At 72.6% G+C, this 19588-nt stretch carries 18 protein-coding genes; 3 read left to right on the plus strand and 15 right to left on the minus strand.

From position 1 onward, the window contains the following. Window positions 1-5: 5 nt before the first annotated feature. Together H6693_03965 and H6693_03970 are read right to left on the minus strand one after the other, a co-directional pair. The gene (locus H6693_03965; protein ID MCB9515327.1) at window positions 6-1256 is read right to left on the minus strand and encodes a hypothetical protein; all 1251 of its coding nucleotides are present in this window, start codon (window positions 1254-1256) and stop codon (window positions 6-8) included. After that, on the minus strand, window positions 1249-2559 hold the full coding sequence (locus H6693_03970) for a hypothetical protein (GenBank protein ID MCB9515328.1): 1311 nt from the start codon (window positions 2557-2559) through the stop codon (window positions 1249-1251). The genes H6693_03965 and H6693_03970 overlap by 8 nt, the downstream gene beginning before the upstream one ends. Before the next feature lie 185 nt (window positions 2560-2744). Here H6693_03970 and H6693_03975 point away from each other — a divergent pair, with 185 nt between their 5' ends. After that, window positions 2745-5720, plus strand: a complete 2976-nt coding sequence (locus tag H6693_03975; GenBank protein ID MCB9515329.1) for a hypothetical protein — start codon at window positions 2745-2747, stop codon at window positions 5718-5720. 10 nt (window positions 5721-5730) lie between these two features. Beyond that, entirely contained in the window at window positions 5731-6918 is a 1188-nt protein-coding gene (locus H6693_03980) for a hypothetical protein (GenBank protein MCB9515330.1), read from the plus strand. Here H6693_03980 and H6693_03985 read toward each other — a convergent pair. The 5 genes from H6693_03985 to H6693_04005 all read right to left on the minus strand — a co-directional run bounded on the left by H6693_03985 (window position 6915) and on the right by H6693_04005 (window position 13037). Next, entirely contained in the window at window positions 6915-8438 is a 1524-nt protein-coding gene (locus H6693_03985; protein MCB9515331.1) for a hypothetical protein, read from the minus strand. The two genes, H6693_03980 and H6693_03985, sit on opposite strands and share 4 nt — an antisense overlap. Next, entirely contained in the window at window positions 8431-8955 is a 525-nt protein-coding gene (locus tag H6693_03990) for a TlpA family protein disulfide reductase (protein MCB9515332.1), read from the minus strand. Before H6693_03990 ends, H6693_03985 begins: the two co-directional genes overlap by 8 nt. Before the next feature lie 26 nt (window positions 8956-8981). Further along, window positions 8982-10349: a T9SS type A sorting domain-containing protein gene (locus tag H6693_03995; protein MCB9515333.1), complete on the minus strand. Its 1368-nt coding sequence runs from the start codon at window positions 10347-10349 to the stop codon at window positions 8982-8984. Further along, window positions 10349-11383, minus strand: a complete 1035-nt coding sequence (locus tag H6693_04000; protein ID MCB9515334.1) for a hypothetical protein — start codon at window positions 11381-11383, stop codon at window positions 10349-10351. Before H6693_04000 ends, H6693_03995 begins: the two co-directional genes overlap by 1 nt. A gap of 181 nt (window positions 11384-11564) precedes the next feature. After that, window positions 11565-13037, minus strand: a complete 1473-nt coding sequence (locus tag H6693_04005) for a YifB family Mg chelatase-like AAA ATPase (protein MCB9515335.1) — start codon at window positions 13035-13037, stop codon at window positions 11565-11567. Between the two features lie 256 nt (window positions 13038-13293). On the opposite strand from H6693_04005, the gene H6693_04010 reads away from it, so the two are divergent. Beyond that, entirely contained in the window at window positions 13294-13503 is a 210-nt protein-coding gene (locus H6693_04010; protein MCB9515336.1) for a hypothetical protein, read from the plus strand. Here the strand turns inward: H6693_04010 and H6693_04015 are convergent. From H6693_04015 to ffh, 8 genes are all read right to left on the minus strand, one after another. After that, window positions 13500-14516 carry an undecaprenyl/decaprenyl-phosphate alpha-N-acetylglucosaminyl 1-phosphate transferase gene (locus H6693_04015; GenBank protein MCB9515337.1) on the minus strand — a complete coding sequence of 339 codons (1017 nt, stop codon included), beginning with the start codon at window positions 14514-14516 and terminating at the stop codon, window positions 13500-13502. The two genes, H6693_04010 and H6693_04015, sit on opposite strands and share 4 nt — an antisense overlap. Before the next feature lie 20 nt (window positions 14517-14536). Further along, window positions 14537-14980 carry a YraN family protein gene (locus tag H6693_04020; GenBank protein ID MCB9515338.1) on the minus strand — a complete coding sequence of 148 codons (444 nt, stop codon included), beginning with the start codon at window positions 14978-14980 and terminating at the stop codon, window positions 14537-14539. A 762-nt stretch (window positions 14981-15742) separates the two neighbouring features. Then, the gene (rplS, locus tag H6693_04025) at window positions 15743-16105 is read right to left on the minus strand and encodes a 50S ribosomal protein L19 (GenBank protein MCB9515339.1); all 363 of its coding nucleotides are present in this window, start codon (window positions 16103-16105) and stop codon (window positions 15743-15745) included. Window positions 16106-16185: 80 nt separating this feature from the next. Then, the gene (gene trmD, locus H6693_04030) at window positions 16186-16878 is read right to left on the minus strand and encodes a tRNA (guanosine(37)-N1)-methyltransferase TrmD (GenBank protein ID MCB9515340.1); all 693 of its coding nucleotides are present in this window, start codon (window positions 16876-16878) and stop codon (window positions 16186-16188) included. 12 nt (window positions 16879-16890) lie between these two features. Continuing rightward, window positions 16891-17415, minus strand: a complete 525-nt coding sequence (rimM, locus tag H6693_04035; protein MCB9515341.1) for a 16S rRNA processing protein RimM — start codon at window positions 17413-17415, stop codon at window positions 16891-16893. Then, complete coding sequence (locus H6693_04040; GenBank protein MCB9515342.1) at window positions 17402-17647, minus strand: KH domain-containing protein; 246 nt, start codon at window positions 17645-17647, stop codon at window positions 17402-17404. The genes rimM and H6693_04040 overlap by 14 nt, the downstream gene beginning before the upstream one ends. 3 nt (window positions 17648-17650) lie before the next feature. Continuing rightward, the gene (gene rpsP, locus H6693_04045; protein MCB9515343.1) at window positions 17651-18139 is read right to left on the minus strand and encodes a 30S ribosomal protein S16; all 489 of its coding nucleotides are present in this window, start codon (window positions 18137-18139) and stop codon (window positions 17651-17653) included. Between the two features lie 16 nt (window positions 18140-18155). Next, window positions 18156-19502, minus strand: coding sequence for a signal recognition particle protein (ffh, locus tag H6693_04050; GenBank protein ID MCB9515344.1), 1347 nt, complete (start codon window positions 19500-19502; stop codon window positions 18156-18158). Window positions 19503-19588: the final 86 nt, after the last annotated feature.

A 19588-nucleotide genomic window follows, 5' to 3' on the forward strand; every position in this document is an offset into this window, starting at 1 on the left:
CAAGACTAGTAGGGCTGGGTGCGCCGCGACCAGTGTTCCGACGTGCGCAGGCTGAGGGCGAGACCGAAACGCCGCTCGCCGGCTCCGCCGTCCACGCCGAGATGCTGCCAGAACAGGGCCAGGTCCAGCGAGCCGCGGCCCGACTGCACGTCGATGCCCGTCCCCAGACCGAGGGTCGTCTCCATGACCTCGCCGCCCGTCACCGGATCGGGCGCGGGCCAGCGGCCATGTCGGACGCCGAGGCGAAGGGGCAGCGGCTGCCGCCGATGACCCGGACGGCTGGGCCCGCCCAGCAGCCACTCGAGGCCGAGGGCGACGCGGTCCACGTCCTGCAGGGTCGCGGCCGGCAACGGCGCCTCGTAGTCGCTCCAGGCCTCGTGCTCCCACTGGAGCGAGGCGATGCCGCCCTTCGCCAGCTCGAACGCGCAGCCCAGCGCCCAGCGCGACGGCATGCGGCCGGACAGCGCCACCAGTTCCACGTCGGTCTCGCCGGCGGTCTCCGTGCGCGCCTCGCCCTCGAGATCGGCCCCGGCTTCCCAGCGCAGCGAGAAGGCCGCCCGCGGCCCCAGCGGACGGGACTGCAGCCCGAGCGCCAGCCCCTTGCCGTGCCAGCGCGCCTGACGGCGCACCCTGCGGTCCTGGTAGCCCTGATCCGGGTCGCCGCTGCTGGCGTTGGGGAAGTCGAAGAGCCATTCCTGGTTCCGGTTGCCGCGATACAGATTGAGGCCGATGCCCAGTCGCGTGCGCTCGCCCAGGGGCATCGCGAGGCTCAGCGGGAAACGGCTGAGGCCGCCGTCCTGGCTGAAGGCCAGCCGGTAGGAATCCGTGTTCCCCTCGAGATCGATGGGCACCGTGCTGCTGAACGCGCCGCGGCTGCGCAGGTCGGCCCGGTAGCCGGCGCCGAAGCGGATGCCGCGCGGGAAGGCGGCGCTGATCTGGAAGGCGGGGAAGTCCTGGCGCGTCTCGTCCCAGTTGGCGCCCGCCCCCTCCAGGTCGCGCAGGCCGCGACGCCACTGGATCACCGTCGCGAAGCTCACGCCGTCGATGGCCACGAGCTGCGCCGGGTTGGAAGGCAGTCCGCTCTCCAGATGCCAGCGCGCCTCGGAGGCGCCGGCGAGGGCGATGGCGTGGGCGTCCAGGGCCAGCAGCGGCTCGCCGGGCGGCGTGAGCTCGAAGAGGCTCTCGGCCCGCGCAACCGTCGCCGCGCAGAGGCAGGCGAACAGGACGGCGGCGCGGGTGCGGGCGGCGCTAGTCAAAGTCCGGCCTCCGCAGGTAGAGCAGTTCCAGGCGGGGCGACAGTTCGGCGTCCGCCGGATCCAGCAGGTAGGCCACCTGGCGCAGGCGCTCGGTGGCGCCGTTCAGCCGCAGGGTGACGCCGTGGTTCTCGTCGTCGCCGTTGGCCCAGTCCTGGAGCCAGGTGGTGAGCGGCAGCGCCAGCGGCGCGGCGATCACCGTGGGCGGGTCGGTCTCGGCCGGATCGTCCGCCGCCGTGAAGAGCGCCAGGCGCTGCTCGAGGACCCGGCCCTCGTCGAAGCCGGCCGAGCCCGGCAGGCTGTCGTCGACGGCCTGGATCTTCACGGTGAGGCCGCCCTCGTCCAGCGCGAAGCCGCCCACGTCGTTGTCCGCGCGGTCGCCGGGGCTGAGGCCCACCAGGCTGCCGTCGTCGGGCCAGAGCTGGAGCACCGCGCGCACGAGGATGATGTCCGGGTCGCGCAGCGAATCCGGCAGGTCGAACTGGAGCAGCGCATCGCGGGTGACGCCGGTGGCCAGGACCAGGCGGTCGGTGAAAGCCGCGCCCGTGTCGTCCTTGGTCGCGGCGTTGCCGTCGTCGAAGGGTTCGAGCGACTGCGGGTCCTCGTTGACCGACACCGACTCGATCTGCAGGGTCGTCGCCGTGGCGCTGGACCGCCTGCTGATGAGCCGCACGAGGCCCGGCTCGCTCAGGGCGTCCTCGTAGGCCAGCGCCAGGTTCACCGTGTCGCCGGCGGCGATCCAGACTTCGAGGCTCTCGGGCGGCAGGCTGAGCGTGGCGGCGCTGAGCAGCGTGTCCACGACGCCCGTCACCGGCCAGGCGCCGGGGATGTCCCGCACGGCCTGATCCAGCACGACGTTCTCGAAGTCCATGTCCGGCAGGCGCCAGACGCTCACCACCACGTCGCGGCCCAGGTCGGGATTGTCGCCGGCCCACGGCGAGTCGCCGCCCGCGTCGGGGAAGGTGGGCGCGAGCCGGGCCGTCTCGATGCCGGCGACGTAGGGCGTGAACTGCCCGCAGTCGAAGCGGAAGACGGGTTCGGCGCGGAAGCCGCTGGCGGAGTCGGCGCCGCAGGCGAGCACCTCGGTGTCGAAGAGCGGGTGGCTCTCCTCGATCCGGGTGACGCGGAGGTTCAGCGCGGCCCCGCGGGCGGCGTAGACCGCCGCGTCGTCGGGCAGCGGGGCGGGGCTGTACTCGGCACCGAGCGGTGTGTCGCCGGGCTCGAGGCATCCCATCCCCAGGGCCAGCAGGGCGAGCAGCCAGGCGGGCGCCAGCAGGCGCCAGACTTGCGGACGAGGAGGGATCAAGGGCGTGGCATTCCTTCGACGGGGGGAGCGCTGCCCAGGCAGGGGCAGGCGGCCAGCGCGGCATTGTTATCACAGGGCCTGGGACGCGTCAAGCGAGCCGCAAAGCGCTTCAGTCCCGGCGTCAAACCCGATATAATGGACATCCGTTGCCCTGTCCAGGCCCCCCTTCAGCCACGGAGGCTCCCATGCGCTCTCGCCACGGCTCCCGCTTCGCTCGCCTCGCGCTCCGCTCGGCGCTGCTCGCCGCGCTGCTGCTGCCAGCGGCGGCATCCCTCGCCGCCGATCGCGTGAGCGACGGCGACCGGCAGTTCCTTCGACGCGAACTGCGCCTCAACACCTTCACCGCCAGCGCCCAGGAGCGCGTCGCCCTGGCCAGCCAGGCCGACGGCGACCTGCTCGCCGTCTGGGAAAGCCGTCGCCAGCTCGACGGCCGCTACGGGGTCTTCGCCCGCCGGGTGGACGCCTGGGGACGCGCGGACGGCGCCGAGCTCGCCGTGAACCTCGACCGCAGCGCCCAGTACCAGCAGCCCACCGTGGCCGGCGCGCCAGGGAAACTCTGGATGGTCTGGACCGCCTGGGGTCAGGACGGCTCGGCCCACGCCGTCGTGGGCCGCGTCGAGGGCGGCGACGAGCTGCTACTCAACCAGACGACCGCGGGTTCCCAGGAGAGCCCCGTGGCGCTCACCCTGGTGGACGGACGCCATCTCGCCGTCTGGACGGGTCCCGGTGACGAACCCGGCACGAGCGACATCTTCGGCCGCCTCGTGAGCGCGTCGGCCCAGCCGCTGAGCGACGAGCTCGTCCTCGTCAGCGCGCCCGGCGCGATGGACCGCCTGCCCGTGGTCGCCGCCCTGCCGGATGGCGGCTTCGCCCTCGCCTGGCAGCGCCAGGTGCGCGGTCTCGTCGAGGCGGGCGGCGTGCTGCTGCGGCGCTTCGACGCCGACGGCGCCCCCCGCGGCGACGAGTCGCTGGCCGCGGCCGGCGGCATCGAGCCCGGCCTCGCCGCGCTGCCGGATGGCGCGCTGGCCCTGGCCTGGATGGAGCGCGACGGCAACGACTGGCGCGCCACGCTCCGCCGCGTGGAGGCCGACGGCGCGCTCGGCCGGACCTTCCGTCCCGGCGCCGCGCTGGGCGGCTGGCAGAGCGGCGTGGCCCTGGCCGCCAACGCCGACGGCGACCTGGCGGTGGCCTGGAACCAGCTCAGCCCCGACGGCGAGCAGGCGGACGTCTACGCCCGCCGCTATGGCGCCGCGCTCGCCCCCCTGGGCGAGGCCTTCCGCGTGAACGCCGTCGAGGAGGGCTGGCAGGCGCTGGCCGCCGCCTCCGGCGCGTCGCGCGTGCTGCTCGGCGACGACGGCCGTCTCGCCGTGGCCTGGGAGGGCGATTCGCGGCAGGGCGACGCCAGCGCCGCGAACCTGACCTTGCTGCTGCCCGAAGCCCGCAATCCCGTCGCGCGACTGGCCCAGCGCAGCCGCCTGGCGATGGCGGACCTGCGCGCGCACCGCGCCGAGGACAGCGACGACGGTGGCTTCGGCGCCGGCGCGGCGCTCCCCCACGAGCCGCCCAGCTTCGACGCCGACTTCGAGTCCGTCAATCCCGACCCCGAGCTCTACTGGCCCGGCGGCGGCAACCGCGACGAAGGCTGGACCGCCATCAACAACACCGGCTGGACGCCCCCCGACCCGCACATGGCCGTGGGCCACGACCACGTCATGGCCACCACCAACGGCGCCGTGGCCGCCTTCCGCAAGGACGGCACCCTGCAGTGGCAGTTCCCCATCGAGGGGGCGAGCGGCTTCTGGGGCTCGCTGGGCGCGGGCGGCTTCGTCTTCGACCCCGAGGTCATCTTCGATCCGCTGGACCAGCGCTTCATGGCCATGGCCTGCGAGCGCACCAACAACCGCTCCTACTTCCTCTTCGCGGTGTCGGAGACCAACGACCCCACCGGCAACTGGTTCAAGTACCGGCAGGACGTCACCGCCCTCGCCGGCAGCGACATCGACTCGCCCAACATGTCCGTGGACGAGCAGGCCGTCTACCTGACCGCGGACTTCTTCACGGGCGGGGACAAGTACCTGGTCTACATCCTCGACAAGAGCAGCGTGCTGACGGGCGGCGCGGCCGTCGCCACGAGCGTGCTGCACACGGGCACGCAGTCCATGGGCATCCCCGTGGAAGTGACCGACGCCCCCACCATGTACATGGTCCACGCCAACGAGGCGCTGAGCGCCAACACGGTGACCTTCTGGGCGGTCCAGGATCCCCTCGGCACGCCGACGCTCACGTCCACCGCGCTCACCGTGCCCAACTGGTGGCGTCCGCCCAGCGCGCGCAGCCTCGGCACCTCGGCGCAGATCACCACCTTCGAGGCGCGCTTCTGGAGCTGCGTCTACCGCGACGGTTCGCTGTGGGCCTGCCAGCACGTGGCGCCCGACGCCTCGCGCAGCACCGCCGCCGCCCGCTGGTACGAGTTCGACATGCACGGCTGGCCGGACAGCGGCAGCACGCCCACGCTCGTGCAGTGGGGCGAGGAGCTGCCGAACGGCACCGGCTTCGCGACCTTCAACTCGATCAGCGTGAACGCCGCGGGCGACGCGGCGATGGTCTACGCCTACTCGTCCATCAACGACTTCTTCTCCATGCGGCGCAGCTACCGCGCCGCGGGCGACCCCGCCGGCACGATGCAGGCGCCGGTGCTGGTGAAGGAGAGCACGTCGTCGTACAGCTCGACCCGCTGGGGCGACTACAGCGCCGTGGGCGTGGACCCGGGCGGCTACGAGTTCTGGATGATCCACGAGTACGCGGTGACGTCGAGCGCCTGGAGCACCTGGGTGTCGCACTTCGTCGCGGACCTGACCGCGGTGCCCGGCGGCGGCCCCTTCGTGAGCGCGGCCACGGCCTGGCCCAACCCGAGCCCCGGCGACACGCAGCTCAGGCTGTCCCTCGCGCGCGGCGCGAGGGAGGTAGCGGTGGACATCTACGACGCGACCGGGCGCCGTGTGCGTCGGCTCACGCGCGGCGACCTGCCCGCGGGCGAGCAGGTGCTCCGCTGGGACGGCCGCGACGAGCGCGGCGCCGCCCTCGCCAGCGGCACCTATCTCAGCCGCCTCAGCGTGGACGGCCACGGCGAGCCCGGGCCCAAGCTCACGCTGTTGCGCTGAGGCCGGCCGCTTGCGCCGTGTCCTGCTGCTGCTCGCGGCCCTGGCCTGCGTGCCGCTGGGAGCCGCTCTGGACAACGGCTTCCGCGCCGATGACTACCAGTTCCTGACCGCCGTTCGCAGCGCCCCGGATCCCGGGGCGCTGCTCGGCATTCAGCACGACGTGGCCTTCTACCGTCCCGTCGCCCTGCTCCTCTTCGCCGGCGAACACGCGCTCTTCGGGCTGCGCGCCGGACTCTACCTGCTCTTCAACGCGCTCCTTCACGGCGCGATCGCGCTCGCGGGCTTTCGGCTGCTGCGCCGCCTGGGGGTCGAGCCGTCCGCCGCACTGCTCGCCGCCGGCCTGTTCCTCGTGGGCGTCGCGCACCTGGACAAGCAGGTGACCTGGGCCTGCACCAGCGGCGGTTTGCTCGCCGTGCTGCTGGTGCTGGTCGCCCTGCTGGCGGAGGCGGATCCGCGCCGCAGCGGCGCAGGGACGGCCGCGCTGGCCGCGCTGCTCGCCCCCTTCGCCCACGAGCTGGGGCTGCTGCTCGTCCCGCTGCTGCTGCTGCGGCGAGCGCTGGGAGCGGGGCCGATCACGGCGCGTCCGCGGGGCTGGGGCGCGGCGCTGCTCGCGCTGGGCGTCGTGCCGTGGGCCGTGAGCGCGCTGCTCCTCGGCAGCGCGGGCGCGGACACGACGGCCGGCGGCCTGGGCTCCCCCGCCGCCGTGCTGGCCGCCGCGCTGCGCTACGTGGGCTACTTCGGGCTCGCCGTCCTGCCGGTGCCGGCCACGGGCGGCGGCGTGCCTGCGGCGCTGTCGCGGGCGCTGCTCGGCGCGCAGTGGGCGCTGGGCGCGGGGGTCGTCCTCGCCTGCGCGCGGTTGCTCGCGGCGCGAACGGCGCGGCCCGGACTGCGCTTCCTCGCCGGCTGGGCCCTGCTGGCCGTGCTGCCCTACGCGGCGATCCCCCTGCCGGCCGGCTGGCTGGAGCTGCGCTACCTCTACTTCGCCGCGTTTCCGCTGACGGCGCTGGCGGCCACGCTGCTGCTGCGGCTGGAAGCGCCGGGCGGATGGCGGCGCGGCCTGGCGGCCGGGATCGCCGTGGCGATGGTGCTGGGAAGCCTGGGCCTGGCCCTCGTGATCGAGCGCCGGAACGACGCGGCCGCGCGCAGCCCGGAGAACCTGGCGCAGCGCGCGGCCATGGAGGCGAACGCGGTCCGCTAGAAGCGGCTGATGAGCGTCAGCTCGATGCCGTCGAAGGCCGGCTCGTAGCGGCAGACGCCCCCCACGCAGATGTAGCCGGCGCGCCGCCCGCCCGCGAAGACCCGCAGGGTGTGCCGGTCGCCGATGGGCCCGGCCACCTGCAGTCCCGACCAGCGGCTGCGCGGGTCGAGCTGCCCTTCGATGACCTGCTGCTCGTCGGTCCAGTTCAGGAACTCGCCCAGCACCGACAGGCTCCAGCCGTTGGCGTGCTCGTACTCGAGGACGAAGAGCTCGTCGTCGTAGTCGCCCACGTGATCGGCCTGCTTGTGCTGGTGCTCCCAGATGCCGACCAGCGTGCCCTGGTAGACGGGCAGGCGCAGATCCAGCGCGGTGGTGACGAAGTAGTCCCACACCCACTCCGGCTCGGCGAGATCCGTGGTGTCGAAGTAGGGCGTCTGCTGGAAGTCCAGGATGAAGTGACCGGACTCGAAGGGCCCGAGCCCGTAGCGGTCCCACTCGAGGAAGGACTCGGTGAAGCTGTTGGCGCCGAGCTTCGCCTCGAGGTTCTGGGTCTCGGCGTAGGACACGAGCCACTCGCCCGCCGGCGTGCTCAGGGAGACGTCCGCGAGGAAGCCCTTCTCGTCGTTGGGGTCGAGCTGGTGCGGATGGCGATTCATGAGCGTGGCGCGCGGATCGTGGATGAGCACCGGCGGCTGGTTCATGAGCTTCTGGTCCTGCGTCAGCACGGACATGCCGTTGTAGTGCTTGTAGCCGGCGTAGAGCCCCAGCGGCCCGACCAGGTAGGAGGTCTCGACCACCTGGCCCGCGCCGCGGGCGTCGTCGTTCTGGGGATTGTCCGGCAGGTGCCGGGCGCCCTCCCAGTCCAGCGTGAAGGGACCGTCCACGAGGCTCGCGCGCAGCGCCTGCAGCTGCGGACGCGCGGGCGAGTTGGGCCGCTCCATCGCGAGGAAGGAGCCGCCGACGATCATGCGGCCGAGGTCCACCTCCATGTCCGCGCCGCTGAAGCGGTCCGCGCGACGCCGCTCGCCGGTCTCCATCTGGCCGGTCTCGGTGCGGCCGCTGAGCAGCGCGCCGCGCCACCAGCCGCCCTCCTGCTCGATGAGCAGGCCGTCGAGGTTGGTGTCCACGCGCAGGTCGCGGTTCTCGAAGCTGCGGAAGATGAGCCCGCGGCCCATCAGCCGCGTGAAGGTGCCGACGCGCAGGCGGGTGTTCTCCAGCTGCAGCTCGGCGAAGCGATGGGTGATGCCCTCGCTGCTCTTCAGATCCGTGGAGACGATGGGATCCGGCGGCGCGAAGCTCGAGTAGCGGATGCCGAGCTGGAAGCCGTCGCCGTAGAGATCGAGGTCGAGCCAGTCCTCGACGATGTCGACCTCGCGCTCCGTGTCGTGACTGGCCTGCAGGTCGTTCTGCGCCTGCACGTAGATCTCGCCCGCGCGCAGCGGCGCCACCGCCGCCACGGCGCCGACGAGCAGCAGAACAGCCGCCGCCCCCAGGGCGACGGCCGGTCCCCGTCTATTCACCCTTCTCCTCCCCCGCGGCCGCCTCGCGCGCGGCCTGATCGGCCTCGATCATCTCGCCCCAGGTCTCGGCGTCCTTGTCCTTGTAGCCCATGCTCACCGAGAGGATCGTCCCGTCGGAGCCCACCAGCACGTTGAAGGGGACGGCGCGGCCGCCCAGCTTGCGGTAGGCCTCCTGGTTGGAGTCCAGGTAGACGGGGAACTCGATCTTGTGACGGTGCACGAAGGGCCGCACCTGCTTGGCGGTGCGAGGGTCGTCGATGCTCACCGACACCACGCGGAAACCCCTGTCCGCCCACTTGGCCTGGAACTCCTTGAGCTTGGGCTGCTCGGCCAGGCAGGGCTTGCACCAGGTCGCCCAGAAGTTGAAGAGCACGGGGCCGTCGCCGATGAGCTCGCTCACCGCGTGGGGTGTGCCCTCCAGGTCCTCGAGCGAGAAGCTGGGCACCTGCTGATCCGCGGCCAGCGCGGGCAGCACGAACAGTCCGAGAGCCAGGGCCAGAAGGCCGATGCGTCGCATGTCGCGTCCTTTCGCTATGCGTTGACCTACTTGAGCAGGGTCATCTTGCCCGTGGCGACCTCGCCGCCCAGACTCACGCGGGTGAAGTAGGTGCCGCTGGCCAGGTCGTGTCCGCTGGCGTCCACGGCCGTGAAAGGCACGGCGTTCTCGCCGGCCGTCACCGGCACGCGGAAGCTCGCCACCTGGCGGCCCTGCAGGTCGAGCACGTCCACGCGGGCCAGTCCGTCGGCGGGCGCGCGGAAGCGCAGGGTCGTCTTGGGGTTGAAGGGATTGGGCTGGTTGGGCAGCAGCGTGAGCGCCGCGGGCAGCGCCGGCGTGTCCGACGCGGACGGCTGCGCCAGCGCGGTCAGCGCGTTGTCGAGGACGGCGCCCAGGCTGGCGGCGTCGAGGTCCGCCAGGTCGAAGCCGAGGAAGGCGACGCGCTTGGTCCCCGTGCTGAGGATCCCCGCCGTGCCGCCCGTGCCGTAGCCGAACTGCGCGGCGCCGGCGCGGGTGAGGCGGATGACGTCCGGGTCGGCCATGGGATCGTTCAGGGTGAAGCTGAGGCCGTCGCCCAGGTCGCTGCCGGCGAGGCCGTCCACCTGGGTGTCGCCGAAGTCGGCCTCGTAGCCGGCGTCGAGGTTGTCGGCCACCCACTGCACGTTGGCCGTGCTGTAGTTCGGGCTCGCCGGATCGCAGAGGTCGTAGCCGACCTCGTCGCCGCTGACCAGCAGCGAGCCGCCGCCGCCGAGGAAGTCGCCGAGCACGGCGCGGTCCGCGGCGTCCAGGGTCTCGCCGTTCTCGCCGGTGATCCAGAGCGTCGCGGGGAAGGCCTGCAGGGAGGCGAGATCGACTTCCTGCAGCGCGCGCGGCCAGTGGCCGGCGAAACGGCTGCCCAGCTGGGCGCGGATGGCGTCCATGTGGTCGAAGCTCAGGAAGGCGTCGCCGGTGTCGTCCACGGCGAGCACGTCGCAGCCCGAGTGGATGGCCACGAAGTTCTGCGTGTCCTCCAGGCCCGGCGCGCTCTGGCTCGACACGCGCAGGCTCGAGTAACCCGTGCCCGGCTCCGTGCCGAAGAAGTAGGCCACGCCGATGTCGACGGTGCCGCCCGGATCGATGGAGCCCGTGGATACGTCGTTGACGTTGGGCGCGTAGCAGAAGTCGCCCACGCAGATCGACGCGCTCCAGATCAGGTCGTCGGGGACGAGCTGCTCCTTGTGGATGTCGTAGGTGTCGCGCTCGTCGCCGGTGTTGGTGATCGTGCTGTAGATCTCGATGAAGGCGAACTCGTCGTCGACGATCACGTGCACGGGGGTGTCCCAGGTGTACTCCACCAGGGCGAGAGCGGGCGCGGCCGCGAGACAGGCGACGAGGGTCGCCAGGACGGCGAGCGTGGACTTGCGGAACGTCAGCATCAAGGACCTCCGGTGGCTTCGACCGCAGCATCGAGAATGAGTTTGCTATCCGAATCCTGGACGAAGACGACCGCGCGGAGGTCGTCGACGTCGACAACGTCAAAATCGGGCGTGAAGGTGACGCTTCCAGAGAACGTGCCGCCGGTGCTCAGCGTGACAGGCTCGCCGAGAGGATGGTTGAAGCCGGCGTCCTCGCCGTTCACGTGCCGCACGGTGTTGCGGTAGTCGGTCTGGCCGTTGGGCGCGTCGAACTCCACGTAGTTTTCGATGAGCACGAGATAGAGCCGCCAGTTCCCCGCGGGGGGCGCGCGCAGGACCGTCCCTTCGGCGCTCACGGTCACCTCGGCGCCGGCGACGCTGTGCGCGACGGTCATCTCCAGCGTGGGCTCGAGCGCGAGCCTGGCCTCGATGAGCTGCCCGATCTCCACCGCATCGGAGGGCACGCCCACCGCCTCGCCGTCCACGCGGATGTGCGGCAGCTGGGAGATGCCGTAGAAGTTGTTGCGCGAACCGTCGTTCGCGTAGTGGCCCAGCAGGATGTTGTAGAGGAAGAAGGGGTCGCTCGGCGCCGGGAAGTTGGGATGCCAGGCGATGGGCATGGCCGTCCCCGAGGCCGCCCCCACCGCGGTCCACATGGCCTCGTCGGCCGCGGGACAGGGCACGCAGCCGGTGTTGGAAAAGTCCTCGAGGAGCACCAGACGCGTCGCGGCGGCCTCGCCCACGAAGGTGACCGTGCGCTCCTCGTCCGAGGCGAGCGTGACGGTCAGCTCGCCGGGCGTGAAGGTCCAGCCCTCCTTGGCGACGCCCACGGTCAGCGGCGCTTCGGCGGGCAGCTCGAAGGTGGCCGGCGCCGTCTGGGCCTGCAGCAGCCCGCCGATGGAAATCGCGACGCCGTCGATGGCCCCGCCGTCTGCTTCCTGCGCGAGCACCGTGAGCTGGCCGGGCGCGTCCCGCTCGGTCAGGACCGGGTCCTTCTGCCCGCAGAGGCTGAACTGGAGCAGGATGAACAGGGGGAACAGGCTCAATAGGCGCATGAAGTCCCAGATCCTTCGCACACGCGCCGCCGCCCCGCGGACATCCACCATCGGGACGGCTGAGCGCTCGTGGGGAGCGGCTGTAGAATACCAGAATCTCCTGGAAACGACAACCCCACATTTCCACGCAAGTGAAGGCCTCATAACGAGATACTTCGCTATGTTGCGGAAAGCCGCGACTTTAGGACGCCCCCGGCGCCGAGAGCGCCAGGCGCCAGCGCAGCCCCAGGTCCAGGGACTCTAGCAGGACGTCGCGGCCGGGACGGCGGGCGCCGTCCAGGGCGGCCAGGCTGCGGGCCAGCGCCCTCAGCTTGAGTCGTTGGCGGTAGCTCGCGCCGGTCTCGGCGAGGCGGGCGTCGAGCCAGGCGGCGTCGACGGCGTCGAGCGTCCCCACCCTGCCAGCGCGCAGACGCCGCCGCGCGCGAAGGATCCGCCGCCGCAGCGCGCAGGCGGCCGCCGGGGACAGGCGGTCCGCGCCCGGCCGGCCGCGCCAGGCGGGCACTTCGAGGATGAGGTCGATGCGGTCCAGCAACGGCCCCGACACCCGCCCACGGTAGCGCTGCACCTGCCCGGGCGTGCAGCGGCAGTGCTCGCGTCCGCGCAGGCTCTGTCCGCAGGGGCAGGGGTTCATGGCGGCCGCGAGCTGGAAGCGCGCGGGCCAGCGCAGGCTGCCGGCGCCGCGGCTCACCAGCAGCGCGCCGTCTTCGAGCGGCTCGCGCAGGGCTTCGAGAACGTCGCGGCGGAACTCCGGCAGCTCGTCGAGAAAGAGCAGACCGCGGTGCGCGAGGCTCAACTCGCCGGGTCGTCCCCCGCTCCCCTGCCGGCCGATGAGGCCCGCGAGGCTGAGACTGTGGTGGGGCGCGCGCAGCGGACGGCCGCGGGAGCCGTCCACGGGCAGGCCCGCGGCCGAGCGCAGCGCCATGACCTCGCGGCGCTCGTCGCGATCCAGGGGCGGCAGCAGCGCGCCCAGCGCGCGGGCCAGCGTGGACTTGCCGTTGCCGGGCGCGCCGACCAGCAGCACGTTGTGCCCGCCCACGGCGGCCGCGGCCAGCGCGCGGGCGAGACGCGCGCCCCCGGGCAGCAGTAGCGGACGCGCCCGCTCCCTCGCGGCCGGCAGGCGCAGCGCGGGCGCTGCGGGCGCGCCGCGGCCCTCCACCCAGTCCACCACCGCGCGCAGCGTATCGAAGAGCAGGAGCGGCGACCCGGCGAGGTAGGCGGCTTCGGCCGCGTTGCCGCAAGGCAGCACGAGGCCCGCCGACCCGTCGGCGAGCGCTGCCTGCCCCAGGGGCAGCGCGCCGCGCAGGGGCAGCAGACGGCCGTCCAGGCCCAGCTCGCCGAGCAGGCACCAGTCGCGCCCGCGGCGCGGCGCGAGCTGTCCGCTCACCTCCAGCAGACCCAGCGCCATGGGCAGGTCGAAGGCCGTCCCCTGCTTCGGCTCCTCCGCGGGCGCCAGGTTCACGGTGACGCGCCCCGCGGGCACGCCGAAGCCGCTCTCCCGCAGCGCCCCGTAGACGCGCTCGCGGCTCTCGCGCGTGGCCGCGCCGGCCAGCCCGACGAGGCTGAGGCCGGGCAGGCCCCGCGCCATCTGGACCTCCACGCGCACGGGCATCCCCTCGACCCCACGAAGACTCGCGCCGCGCCAGCTGCTGTGCATGCTCCTCCCCCGCCGGTCGGGCCGGCGGCGGGACGCTGCAAGCGCGGTACCGTCCGCGGAGGGCGCGCTGGCGCGGGTCCTTTGCCGGCGCGGTCAACCGGGGATGTCAGGCGGCCGGCGGGGTGTTCACGGCGTGGACGTTTCTCGCTTGACAGTGCCTTCGCCCACGCTAACATTTTCGCACGCTCCCCTCGACGCAGGGGAGGGAGCGCCCCCAGCGCGGGGCTCCGCGGACGTCAACCAGGGTCGGAGACTGATGAGCAGCAGCAAGAAGCCGGTCACCTGCGACGAGTGCGGCGGAACGGGCATCCTCGAGGACGACGAGTGCCCCTTCTGCCTGGGTGAGGGCCGCATCGAGGTCGACGAGGACGAGACCTGGGAGCAGTCGGAGGACGCGGAGGATTTCGACGAGGAGTTCGACGAGCTCCTGGACGACGAGATCGGCGACGAGGACGACCTCTACTAGCTCCGCCGCCGCGCCGCGCCGTCGGGCGACCGGCCCCGTTCCCAGCGACGCTCCCCCCCGAACAGCGCGACGGCGAGCGCCAGCGCCAGGCCCAGGGCGGCAAACGCGCGCAGACCGCGCACTCCCCCCCAGTTCAGCAGCAGCGCCGCCGCCGCGGCCGCCGCGGCCCACCCGTTCAGCACGGCCAGTGCGCGGCCGATGCCGCTGCCACGGTCCAGCAGCCGATGCGTCGCGTGCCGTCGGTCCCCCACCCAGAGCGGGCGTCCCTCGCGCCACCGGATCCAGAACACCGTGCAGCTGTCGTAGAGCGGCAGGGCGACGACGAAGGGCAGCAGCCAGGGGCTCAGCCCCGCCCGCGGCACCAGGAGCAGACTGAACAGCGCGAGCGTGTAGCCGAGCACGGTGGCGCCCGCGTCCCCCATGTAGAGTCGCGCCGAGGGACGATTCCACCAGAGGAAGCCCGCCAGCGCGCCGGCCAGCGGCCAGAGCGGCGCGGCCAGCGCCGGGACGCCGGCCACACCGAAGCTCAGCGCCAGCGCCACGGCGCCGGTCAGCGCGAGCGTGCCGGCGGCGCCGTCCATGTTGTCGAGAAAGTTCATCGCGTTGACGAGCCCCAGCACCCAGACGAGTCCCAGCGCGACCGCCAGGCCGCCGGGATCGAGCCAGCCGCGCAGCTCGGGCAGCAGGAGCAGCGCCGCCAGCAGCTGGCCGAGCAGGCGGCGTCGCGGACCGAGGCCGCGGCGGTCGTCGAGCATGCCGACGACGAGCAGCCAGAGCGAACCGGCGAGCCAGCGTAGCAGGAGTCCGCGCTCGGCATCCGGCCAGGTGAGGGTCAGCCCCGCCAGCAGCCCGAGCACGATCGCCGCGCCGCCCAGCACGGGGATGGGACGGCTCTGAAGCTTGCGCTCGCCTGGCGCGTCGAGGAAGCGCAGACGCCCCGCCGCGGCGATGGCCGCGCGGCCGAGCAGCAGGCTGACCAGGCAGGCCGTGATGACGCCGAGGGTCGCAGGCACGGAAGTCCTTCGAGCTGGGCTCAGAGACCGCGGTAGTGCTCCAGCTCCAGGCGGTCCTGCGCGAGGTCGAGATCCAGGGTCACGAGGTCGAGGCGATAGAGTCCGCGCCAGCCCCGGCGCAGCACCTCCTCGCGCAGCCCGGCGCGGAGCAGGGCATGCTTGCGCGGATTCACGCTCTCCACCGCGCGTCCGTAGCGGTCGCCGCGGCGCATGCGCACCTCGACGCCCACGAGACATGACCCGTCGACCGCGAGGAGGTCAATCTCTTTCTGGCCCACGCGCAGGTTGCGCGCGAGCACGCGCCAGCCGCGCAGTGCGAGGTAGTCCGCGGCAAGGGTCTCACCGAGCGCGCCCAGCGCGCGTCGATTTCGCGGCGACGGGGAACCAGCGTTCACAGAAGCTCCGTCGGTGCAGGGGGCAGGGCCCCAGGCGCAGGAGGGCGTCGATGTGCGCGTCGCTGCCATAGCCCTTGTGACCGGCGAAGCCGTAGCCCGGCCACTCGGCGTCGGCCTGCACCATCAGCGCGTCGCGGTGCACCTTGGCCAGCACCGAGGCGCCGGCGATGGCGAGGCTCTTCGCGTCGCCGTCCACCACCGCGCGGCTGATGCGCGCGCCGGCGGGCAGCTCGCGGCCGTCGATCAAGACGCGCTCGGCGCGCGGGCGCAGCGCGCGCAGTGCCTCGGCCATGGCGCGGAACACGGCCTGGCGGATGCCGATGGCGTCCACGGTGGCCGCGTCCACGTCGGCGACCGCCCAGCTGACCGCATCGGCGCGCAGCCGCTCCGCCCAGCGCTCGCGCGCGGCGGGCGTGAGGCGCTTGGAGTCGTCGAGGCCGGGGGCGTGGTAGTCCGGGGGCAGGATCAGCGCGCCCGCGCTGACGGGGCCGGCCAGCGGGCCGCGGCCCACCTCGTCCACGCCCGCGAGCCGCTGCCCCGCGGCCTCGTGGCGGTCGAAGGCGGCGAGTTCCGCCCAGCGCGCCTCGCGCGCCGCGTGGCGCACGGCCTCGCGCCGCAAGCGCGATGCCAGCTGGCGGGAGCCCTGGCGGGGATCGTCATCGAGGAGAAGGAGCCACGGCGCGCGCTCCGGGGGGGCGAGCGCGGTCAGCGCCGCCGTCTGCTCGGCGACGCTCGCGGCCCGAAACGCAGCGGCGTCGGCCAGGACCACCGCGCTGGGGGCGGGATCCGGGGCCGACGCCGTCGTGGCGCTCCCAGACATGGGGGCGCCGGCTAGTCCTGCTTGGCGACGTGGTCGCGGCGGCTGGCGATGCGCGCCTTCTTGCCGCTCAGACCGCGCAGGTAGTAGAGCTTCGCGCGGCGCACCTTGCCGCGACGCACCACCTCGAGGTCGCTGATGTTGGGGCTGTGCAGCGGGAAGACGCGCTCCACGCCGATGTTGCCGGAGATCTTGCGCACCGTGAAGGTGGCCTCGATGCCGCTGCCGCGCCGCTGGATCACCGTGCCCTGGAAGGGCTGGAACCGCTCCTTGTTGCCCTCGATCACCTTGACGCGGAATTTCACCGTGTCGCCCACGTTGAAGTCCGGCACGGCGTCCTTCAGCTGCTGGTTCCGGATCGCATCGACGATGTTCATGGCCCTGTCCTCCGCCTTGTGGGCCGGCCCGCGCCGGCTGGGCTTCCTTGTCTTCCCGGCTTCGCTGCTCCTCGGGACCGTCAGTCCTCGAGCAGATCCGGGCGGTGCTTCCTCGTCAGGCGCAGGGACTCCTCCCGGCGCCAAGCCTCGATCAGCGCGTGGTTGCCGCCCTTCAGCACCGGCGGCACCTCGAGGCCGCGGTAGCTCTCCGGCCGCGTGTAGTGCGGCCAGTCCAGGAGGCCCGACTTGTCCGCGCCGAAGGAATCGGTCTCGGCCGACTCCAGGTCGCTCATCACGTCCGGCAGCAGCCGCACCACCGCGTCGATGATGCAGAGCGCCGCCGGCTCGCCGCCGGTGAGGATGAAGTCCCCGAGGGAGATCTCCTCGCTCACCACCAGCTCGCGCACCCGCTCGTCCACGCCCTTGTAGCGTCCGCAGACGAGCGTGATCTCGCTCTCGCCGCTCAACCGCTTCGCGGTGGCCTGGTCGAAGGGCCGCCCGCGGGGCGAAAGCAGGATCACCGGGTGCCCCGGATACTCGCTCTGGACGAGCAGCGACTCCACCGCGTCGACCATCGGCGGCGCCATCAGGATCATGCCCGCGCCGCCGCCGTAGGCGTAGTCGTCGATCGTCCCGTGCCGGTCCACGGCGAAGTCCCGCGGACTGGCGAAGCGATAGTCCACCACCCCGCGCTCGATGGCCCGCTCCAGGATGCCCACGCGCAGCGCGCTGCGCAGGAAGTCCGGGAACATCGTGACCACGCTGATGACCACGCCGCTCCCTCGCTACAGCTCCAGGAGACCGTCCGGGGGATCGATCTCGATGACCCCCTCCGCCCAGTCGATGCCGCAGAGGATGGGCGGGACGAAGGGTATCGCGTAGTCCTTCGTCTCGCCCTTCACCTGCAGCAGCGGCTGGCCCGGCATGGGCGTGAGCGCCGTCGCGCGGCCCAGCGCCTCGCCGCCGGCGAGCCGCACCTCCATGCCCTCCACCTGCCAGCTGCGGGGCACGTCCGGCAGCGCGACGTCCGGCTCGCCCACCAGCTGCAACTCCGCGTCGCGCAGCGCCTCGGCGGCGTTGCGGTCGGCCAGAGCCTCGAGGCGCAGCACCAGACAGTCGCCGGAGGGCCGGCTGCCCAGCACCTTCACGTCCCGCTCCTCGCCGGCGAGGGCCAGCTTGAGCCGGGACGAGGTGAGCGCCTCCGGCCAGAAGTCCTCGCTGGGCAGGAGCTTCACCTCGCCCTTGATGCCTACGGGGCGCACCAGACGCCCCAGCTCGATCCGCCGCGGGGCGGCCTCACTCGTGCTCACGGATCCGGAGGCTGACCTTCCGCTCCTCCCTGCGGCCCACCGCCGAGAGCAGTGTGCGCAGCGCCTCGGCGGTCTTGCCGTGCCGGCCGATGAGACGGCCGAGGTCGTCGGGCGCCAGCAGGAGCGTGTAGACGTCCTCCGGTCCCTCGGCTTCCTTCTCGATGCTCACCTGCTCCGGCGCCTCCACCAGGGAGTCGGCGATGTAGCGGAGCAGCTTTTCCACCTGGGCCATCCGCTAGGCCTCCGCCCCGTCGGCCTCGCCGGACTCCGCGGGCGCCTCGGCGGCGGCAGCGGCGGCCTCGGCGTCGGCCTTGGCCTTCGCGGCGGCCACGGCGGCGACGCGCGCGTCTTCCTTCTTCTGCGCCTTCTTGTCGGCGCGGCTGGGCGACGCGGCCCGGGGCTTCGGCTGCTTGGCCTTCCAGGCCTCCAGGCGCGCCTCGAGATCCGCGGGCTCGACGCCCTCGCTGAGGAGGCGGTGCTTCTCCATCAGGCCCTGCCGGCGGATCAGATTCTCCGCGGTGCCCGAGGGCTCGGCGCCCTGGCCCAGCCAGTGGAGGATGCGATCCTCGTTCAGATTGATCTCGGTGGCCTTGGGCACCGGGTTGTAGGTGCCGAGATTCTCGATGTAGCGGCCATCGCGCCGGGCCCGGGAATCCACCACCACCAGGCGGTAGAAGGGCCGCTTCATGGAACCCATTCGCGTCAGACGGATCTTCGTCGACAAGGGAGAAACCTCCGGTTCAGTTGCCTGGCCCGCCGCGCATGGGGCCCGGGACGCGACCCCGGCCCTTCATCCGGCCGAGGGTCTTCATCATCTTCTTCATCTCGCCGTGCTGCCTGAGCAGCTGATTGACGTCTTGCACCGTGGTGCCGCTGCCGCGCGCGATGCGCCGGCGGCGGCTGCCGTCGATGATCTCGGGGCGCCGACGCTCCTGCCGCGTCATCGACTGGATGATCGCCCGCACACGCGTGAGCTGGCCCTCATCCGCCTCGAAGCCCTGGGACTGGAGCTTGCTCATCCCGGGCAACATGCCGAGGATCTTGTTCAGCGGCCCCATCTTCTGCAGCTTCTCGATCTGCCCCAGCATGTCCTCGAGATCCAGTCCCTGCTTGCGCAGCTTCTGCTCGAGTTGCTGGGCCTCGGCGAGATCCTGCTCCTGCTGGACCTTCTCCACCAGGGACAGGACGTCGCCCATGCCGAGGATCCGCCCGGCCATGCGGTCGGGGTGGAAGGCCTCGACGTCCTTCACGGTCTCGCCCACGCCCACGAACTTGATGGGCAGGCCGGTCACCGCGCGCACCGATAGGGCGGCGCCGCCGCGGGCGTCGCCGTCCAGCTTGCTCAGCAGGACGCCGGTGAGCGGCAGCCGGTCCTTGAAGGCCTCGGCCACGCGCACGGCCTCCTGGCCGGTCATCGCATCCACCACCAGGAGGATCTCGTCGGGGCGCAGGCGCGCGTTCAGCCCTTCGAGCTCTCCCATCAGCGCCTCGTCCACGTGCAGGCGCCCGGCGGTGTCCAGCAGCATCAGATCGCAGAGCCGGGCGCGCGCGTCGGCGCGTCCGGACTCGGCGATGACGCCCACGTCCTTCTCGTCCCGATCCAGGAAGACCGGGATGTCGATCTGGCGGCCCAGGACCTCCAGCTGGTCCATCGCCGCGGGGCGCTGGATGTCCGCGCCCACCAGCAGCGGCCGCCGTCCCTGGCGCCGCAGCAGCCCCGCCAGCTTGGCGGCGAAGCTCGTCTTGCCCGCGCCCTGCAGGCCCACGAGCATGACCGTGGACACCGGGCTCGTCCGCAGGTCCAGCGGGTGATGGCCCTCGCCTCCGCCAAGGAGCTTCACGAGCTCCTCGTGGACGATCCCCACCACCTGCTGCGCCGTGCTCAGCTCGCCCAGCGCCTGCCGCCCCACCGCGCTCTCGCGGACGCGGGCGACGAAGTCGCGCGTGACGCCGAAGTTGACGTCCGCTTCGAGCAGCGCGCGGCGCACTTCGCGCAGCGCCTCCTCGACGTCCTCCTCCCGAAGTTTTCCCTTCCCCCTCAGCTTGGTGAAGACGGACTCCAAGCGCTCGCTGAGGTTCTGGAACACGAAGGCCTCCGGGAGAGCGCCCCCTGCCAGGCGTGGCGTAGGCGCACGAAGTCGGCAATATAGCAGAGCTTACCCTGCCTGACAAG

The sequence above is a fragment of the Candidatus Latescibacterota bacterium genome (assembly GCA_020633725.1).
Lineage (GTDB): Bacteria > Krumholzibacteriota > Krumholzibacteriia > JACNKJ01 > JACNKJ01 > VGXI01.